Annotated in this window: 8 protein-coding genes and 1 pseudogene; 8 read left to right on the top strand and 1 reads right to left on the bottom strand. The window is 73.6% G+C overall.

Translation table 11 applies throughout. From position 1 onward, the window contains the following. The 8 genes and pseudogenes from ICW40_RS04010 to ICW40_RS03980 all read left to right on the top strand — a co-directional run. The coding region (locus tag ICW40_RS04010) for an ATP-binding protein (protein ID WP_221652544.1) at positions 1–1,466 on the top strand (1,466 nt) is incomplete at its 5' end. Positions 1,467–1,480: 14 nt separating this feature from the next. Beyond that, positions 1,481–2,149, top strand: coding sequence for a DUF4255 domain-containing protein (locus ICW40_RS04005; protein ID WP_221652543.1), 669 nt, complete (start codon positions 1,481–1,483; stop codon positions 2,147–2,149). 133 nt (positions 2,150–2,282) lie between these two features. Then, on the top strand, positions 2,283–2,618 hold the full coding sequence (locus ICW40_RS04000; protein WP_221652542.1) for a hypothetical protein: 336 nt from the start codon (positions 2,283–2,285) through the stop codon (positions 2,616–2,618). A 34-nt stretch (positions 2,619–2,652) separates the two neighbouring features. Further along, entirely contained in the window at positions 2,653–4,233 is a 1,581-nt protein-coding gene (locus tag ICW40_RS03995) for a phage tail sheath family protein (protein ID WP_221652541.1), read from the top strand. 38 nt (positions 4,234–4,271) lie between these two features. Further along, positions 4,272–4,703 carry a phage tail protein gene (locus tag ICW40_RS03990; protein WP_221652540.1) on the top strand — a complete coding sequence of 144 codons (432 nt, stop codon included), beginning with the start codon at positions 4,272–4,274 and terminating at the stop codon, positions 4,701–4,703. Then, positions 4,700–5,056 carry a hypothetical protein gene (locus tag ICW40_RS03985; RefSeq protein WP_221652539.1) on the top strand — a complete coding sequence of 119 codons (357 nt, stop codon included), beginning with the start codon at positions 4,700–4,702 and terminating at the stop codon, positions 5,054–5,056. The genes ICW40_RS03990 and ICW40_RS03985 overlap by 4 nt, the downstream gene beginning before the upstream one ends. Before the next feature lie 17 nt (positions 5,057–5,073). After that, a pseudogene (locus ICW40_RS21410) lies at positions 5,074–5,223 on the top strand (DUF6760 family protein); the annotation flags it as partial. A 1-nt stretch (position 5,224) separates the two neighbouring features. Next, the gene (locus ICW40_RS03980) at positions 5,225–5,713 is read left to right on the top strand and encodes a phage tail protein (RefSeq protein WP_221652538.1); all 489 of its coding nucleotides are present in this window, start codon (positions 5,225–5,227) and stop codon (positions 5,711–5,713) included. A 214-nt stretch (positions 5,714–5,927) separates the two neighbouring features. On the opposite strand, the gene ICW40_RS03975 is transcribed toward ICW40_RS03980, so the two are convergent. Further along, positions 5,928–6,150: hypothetical protein (locus ICW40_RS03975; protein ID WP_221652537.1), on the bottom strand; the 223-nt coding region annotated here is incomplete at its 5' end.

The following is a 6,150-nucleotide window of genomic DNA, read 5'->3' as shown; positions in this document are numbered from 1 at the left end:
GGCCGTGGGCGGTGCGCCAGTGCGGGCTCGCGCCACGCCTGGCGTGGGCGCTGCGCGGGGACGACGCACCCGACCCGGGCCTGCCGCAGGGCGCCGCGGTGCTCGAGGCACCCGACGCGCCGGCGAACGAGAGCCCGCGCGGTCTGGTCCTCGTGCACGGGGCCGACGCCGCCGAGCGGGTCGACGCGGCGCGCGTCGACCTCGCGACCCCGTGCCTGGTGACCCCCCTGCCCGCGAACGACGAGGAGTGGCACGCCGTGCTGCGTGAGGCGACCGTCGCCGCGGCCGCGGTCGTGCTCGACCTCACCGAGGCACCCCCGCGCCGCGTCGCCGTCGAGGCCGAGCGTGCGAGCCACGTGCGGTGGGCGTGGTGCTCGCCGAAGGAGCTTCCGGTGGAGGTGCTCCCCCGCGGCCCGCGGCACGAGCTCGCGCTGGGCGACGGTGTCGCGCCCCCGCACGAGTGGCTGCGGCTCTTCGGCGCCCCCGCGCCACCGGGGACCCGGCTGTCGACCGGGCAGCTGCGGCAGGTCGCCGCCACCGTCGACGGCGACGTCGAGCGGCTCGCGGAGGGCGTGCGACGCCTCGCCGGCGGTCACCTGGACGAGCTGGCCGTCCGGGTGCGCCCTCGGCGCGGCTGGTCCGACCTCGTCCTCGCACCCGACCAGTCGCGGCAGCTGCACGAGCTCGCCGCGCGGTACCGACGCCGGTCGACGGTGTACGAGCACTGGCAGTTCCCGGCCGTCCCCTCGACGGGCGTGGTCGCGCTCTTCGCGGGACCGTCCGGGACGGGCAAGACCCTCGCCGCCGAGGTGCTCGCCGCGGAGCTCGGGCTCGACCTGTACAAGGTCGACCTCTCGTCGGTCGTGAGCAAGTGGGTCGGTGAGACGGAGAAGAACCTCGAACGCATCTTCGACGCGGCGCAGGCGCGCGAGCTCGTGCTGTTCTTCGACGAGGCGGACGCCCTGTTCGGCAAGCGCTCGGAGGTGAGCGACGCGCACGACCGCTACGCGAACATCGAGGTGTCCTACCTGCTCCAGCGTCTCGAGACGTACGACGGCCTCGTCGTGCTCGCGACCAACCTCCAGCGCAACATCGACAGCGCCTTCCTGCGCCGGATCAGCGTCGCGGTCGAGTTCACCGTGCCCGACGAGGAGCAGCGCCGCGCGATCTGGCAGCGGGCCTTCCCCGCCTCCGCGCCGGTCGAGGCGCTCGACCTCGACTTCCTGGCGCGCCAGTTCAAGGTGAGCGGCGGGAGCATCCGCAACGCCGCACTCACCGCGGCCTTCCTCGCCGCCGACGCCGGCACCCCGATCACCATGGACGGCGTGATGCTGGCCGTCGACCGCGAGTTCACCAAGCTGGGGCGGCTGCGCTCGCCGGCCGAGTTCGCCCACTACTACGACGCGGTCCAGGGGCGGCGCGACGGACGCGTCACGACCGGGTCGACGTCGGCCGACGACGGCTGAGCGGAGGCACCGGGATGCTGCACCTGCTGGACGAGACGCTCGAACGCTTCCTGCGCGCGTCCGTGCCGCTGCCCGAACGCGACGTCGACGTCTCGTTCGAGGCGCCGGACCGCGACTGGAGCGCCGGCGTGAGCCGGCCCACCGTCAACCTCTTCCTGTGGGACGTGCGGCGCAACCTCGCCGAGCAGGACGCGGGCGTCCTGGTGGACCGCGACGAGGACGGCCGGACGGTGCGGCGACCGCCGCTCCCGCGTCTCGACTGCCGCTACCTGGTCACGGCGTGGACCACCGAGGTCCGCGACGAGCACTCGCTGCTCGGCGACGTGCTGCAGACGCTCATGCTGACGCCGGTGCTCGTGGCCGAGCACCTCACCGGCGCGGCCGCCGACCTGCGCCCGCTGCCCACGCTGCGCGTCGGCCAGCCGGAGGGCAACGACGCGACCGACTTCTGGTCCGCCCTCGGCGGGCGGCTCAAGCCGGGTCTCGACCTCGTCGTGACCACGACCCTCGACGTGCGCCCGACGTGGCCCGCCGGGCCGGACGTCGAGCGGTACGAGCTCGAGGTCCTCGCTTCCGACCGAGCACGGGCGGGTGTCGAGGGCACGGGACCGGTCCACGCTCGCGAGCGGGTCGCGTGGGGTGGGGACGCCCGGCCCGCGCGCGCGCCCGATCGCAAGCCCTGACGCCGCGGGACCGTCGAGCGCCCGACGGCGGAGCGCGCGCGAGACCACCCGCGAGGTGCCCGATGGTCTGCCCCGACGCCTCTCACCCGGCGCGGGCGACCGTCCTAGCGTCGGCCTCGGACGGGGAGGTGCCATGCGACGCGTGCTCCTGGACGACTTCGACGGTCTCGCCCGCGCGGGTCTCGAGGAGATCGTGAGCGCCGGCCATCTCGAGCTCCTGGCGGTCGACGGCGCCGACGTCGTCGACCGGCTCGTGGCGACCCTCCCGGACGTGGTCGTCCTCGACCTCGACCTCGCCTCGTGCGACGACCTCGCGCGACGCATCACGACCGAGTTCCCGGCACTGACCGTCGTGGCCTGCTCGGCCCGACGTCCGACGATGCGCGTGTACCCGCGGTTCCGGCACGGGGAGTCCTTCGACAGCCCGCTGCAGCCCGACCTGCTCACGACCGCGCTCACCACCACCTGACACCACTGCTGCACAGCCCGGAGGGAGAACCGACATGGCGACCACGTATGGGGCGCCCGGGGTCTACGTCGAGGAGGTGCCCTCCGGCTCGATGCCGATCCAGGGGGTCGGCACCTCGACCGCGGCGTTCGTGGGCTTCACCCAGACCTACGTGCCCGAGGAGGGCGACGAGCGCGACCCCGAGGGCGTGATGCCGCAGCTCGTGACGAGCTGGGACCAGTACGAGCGCGTGTACGGCGGGTTCGACGCCGGTGCGCTGCTGCCGTACGCCGTCCAGGGCTTCTTCCTCAACGGCGGGGCCCAGTGCTTCGTCGTCCGCGTGCCGCGCGACGACGCCGCGCCCGAGGCGGTGGTCGGGACGGCCGCGGACCCGCAGGTCGAGTCCTTCCGCGTCGAGGCGATCGAACCCGTGCCGAACCTCCAGGTCGTCGTCGAGCGGCCCGGCCCGGCCGGCGAGGGGCAGGAGCCGCCGCAGGAGTTCACGCTGCGCGTGCTCCGGGACGGTCGCCAGCTCGAGGAGTTCGGTGGCCTGACGTTCGGCCGCGGCGGCCGCAACGCCGAGAAGGTCGTCAACGAGACGTCCACCGCGGTCCGCGTCTCGGTGCGCCAGCAGGCCGGCGCGGCCGGCGTCGAGCGGCTCCCGGCGGCGGGGACGTTCGCGCTCCAGCGCTCGCCGTCGGCGACCCTCCAGGTGCGGCCCGAGGACTTCCAGGGCTCGGCGACGGACCGCACGGGCGTGCGCGGGCTCGTCGTGGCGGACTCGGTGAGCATGGTGGCCGCACCGGACCTCATCACCCTCGCGACCCGCGCCGACGGCACGTTCGACATGGACGGCTACATCGGGATGCAGGGCGAGCTCGTCGACTGGTGCGAGAAGTCGACGACGATGATGGCGATCCTCGACGCACCGCCGGGGCTCAACGCGACGGCCGCGCTCGACTGGACGACCCAGCTCGCCCGGAGCTCGTCGTACGCGGCCGCCTACTACCCGCACCTCGTCATCCGGAACCCGCTGGCCCCGCCCGGGGCCACGAACGGCGTCCGCCACATGGCGGTGCCGCCGAGCGGTCACGTCGCGGGCGTCTGGGCGCGCACCGACGCCACGCGCGGCGTGCACAAGGCGCCGGCGAACGAGGCCGTGCGCGGCGTCGTGCGGCTCGAGCGCGACGTGACGGCGGGCGAGCAGGACCTGCTCAACCCGCGCGGGATCAACTGCATCAGGTCGTTCGGCGCGAACGGCCTGCGGGTCTGGGGCGCGCGGACGCTGTCCCTGACCGACCCGAGCTGGCGGTACGTGCCGGTGCGGCGCCTCTTCATCTACCTCGAGGAGTCGATCCGGCGCGGCACGCAGTGGGCGGTCTTCGAGCCGAACGACCGCGACCTGTGGGAGCGGGTCAAGCGGACCATCAACGCCTTCCTGCGCGGGGTGTGGCGCAGCGGCGCGCTCGTCGGGGCCACCCCCGACCAGGCGTTCTACGTGCGGTGCGACGAGTCCAACAACCCGGCCAGCAGCGTCGACGAGGGCAAGCTCGTCGTCGACGTCGGCGTCGCCCCCGTGAAGCCCGCCGAGTTCGTGATCTTCCGGATCACGCAGTGGCAGGGCCCCACCGAGTAGTCCGAGACGGGTAGCCCCAGACCAGGGAGGAGTGCGACATGCCTGACCTCATGACGACCTTCGCGTTCGTCCTCGAGATCGACAGCGTCGAGATCGCGACGTTCCGGAAGTGCTCCGGGATCGAGTCCGAGACGGAGACGATCGAGTTCAAGGAGGCGACGAAGGAGGGGAAGATGATGATCCGGAAGGCGCCCGGCGCGATGAAGTGGTCCGACATCACCCTCGAGCGCCGCGTCGACGCCACCACGCACCTGTGGGACTGGCGTCAGGAGGTCATCAACGGGAACATCGACGACGCCCGCCGCAACGGCTCGATCGTGGTCAAGGACTCGCTCAACTCCGAGGTCGCCCGCTGGAACTTCTACTCCGGCTGGCCGTCCAAGTACACGGGCGCCGACTTCGACGCCGGCGCCAACGAGATCGCGGCCGAGAAGATCGTCATCACGCACGAGGGCCTGGAGCGGGCATGAGCCTGCGCACGGAGTACTCGTTCACGCTGCCGAAGGGCTACGTCGACGCCGACGGCCGGATGCACCGCGAGGGCGTCATGCGCCTCGCGACGGCCCGCGACGAGCTCGACCCCCAGCGGGACCCCCGGGTGCGGGAGAACGAGGCCTACGCGAGCGTCATCGTGCTCGCCCGGGTCGTCACGTCCCTGGGCACGGTCTCGCGCGTCACGACCAAGGTGGTCGAGGACCTCTTCGTCTCGGACTTCGCCTACCTCCAGGACCTCTACCGGATCGTCAACTTCCAGGACGCGTCGATCCTCGACGGGCTGGAGCCCGGCAGCCCTTTCCCCCCGGCCTTGGTGGGGTCGGGCTAGGGCGCTACGCGGTCGAGGACCTGTGGCAGGAGATCGCCTACCTCGCCTACCACATGCACTGGTCCCTCGACGCGGTGCTCGACCTGGAGCACGGGGACAGGATCCAGGTCATCCACGAGGTGGCGCGGCTCAACGAGCGGGCCTGGGAAGGGATCGGAGGGCGATGAGATGGCACCTCATGGGCGACCGGGCGCGCCCGAGCGCACCCCCGACCCACCGTCGTCGGCGCGGTTCACCCTGAGCCTGGACAGCGGCGACGTCGGCACGTTCGTCGAGATCAGCGGGCTGGCGGTGACCGTCGAGGTCGAGGAGCTCGTGGAGGGCGGTCAGAACGACTTCACGCACCGCCTCCCCCGCGGGCTGAAGTGGCAGAACGTCGTGCTCAAGCGCGGGTTGACCGACCCCGACGTCCTGCTGCCGTGGCTCGCGGAGTGCGCCGGGCCGGGCGTCGAGCGTGCGCAGGACCAGGGCTTCCGCATGCCCGTGCGGACCGCGACCATCGCGGTCCACGACTCCCTCGGGGCACCGGTGCGCTCGTGGGCGCTCGAGCACGCCTTCCCCGTCCGCTGGACCGGGCCGCGGTTCGCCGCCGGCGCGAGCGAGCTCGCCTCCGAGGAGCTGGAGGTGTGCCACCGTGGGCTCTTCGCAGCGCAGTGACCGCCGGGGGACCCCCGGCACCCTCGGGGCACGGGCCGTCGTCGGGGCCGTCGGTCGCCGCCGTCTCCACGACGACCGTGTCCAGCGGTCGACGCGCCTCGCGCACGCCGCGTCGCCGGAGGCGCCGACGCCCCGCGCGGACGGGGCGGTCCTCGGGCGCGTCCGTCCGCGACGGGCGCTGCTCGCATGGTGGCGCGCGCTCACGGCCCGGTACCTACCTACGCACGACGTCGGTCGCGGGACGGACGGCCCACCGGCGGTGCGCGCCGCCCTGGGTGGCGACCGCGACGGCAGGCCTGGCGTCGCCCTCGCGCCGGGGCACGACGACCAGGACGCGTCCGCTCTGGGGCATGGTCGGGCTCGAGGCCACGGCGACGGCCAGGGCCGGAGCCGCGGTCCCGGCCACGGGCTCGTGCGCGCCGCGCGACGGGCCCTGC

It is taken from the genome of Actinotalea ferrariae (genome assembly GCF_019733465.1).
Lineage (GTDB): Bacteria > Actinomycetota > Actinomycetes > Actinomycetales > Cellulomonadaceae > Actinotalea > Actinotalea ferrariae_A.
This window is presented reverse-complemented; position numbering and strand designations above follow the sequence as displayed.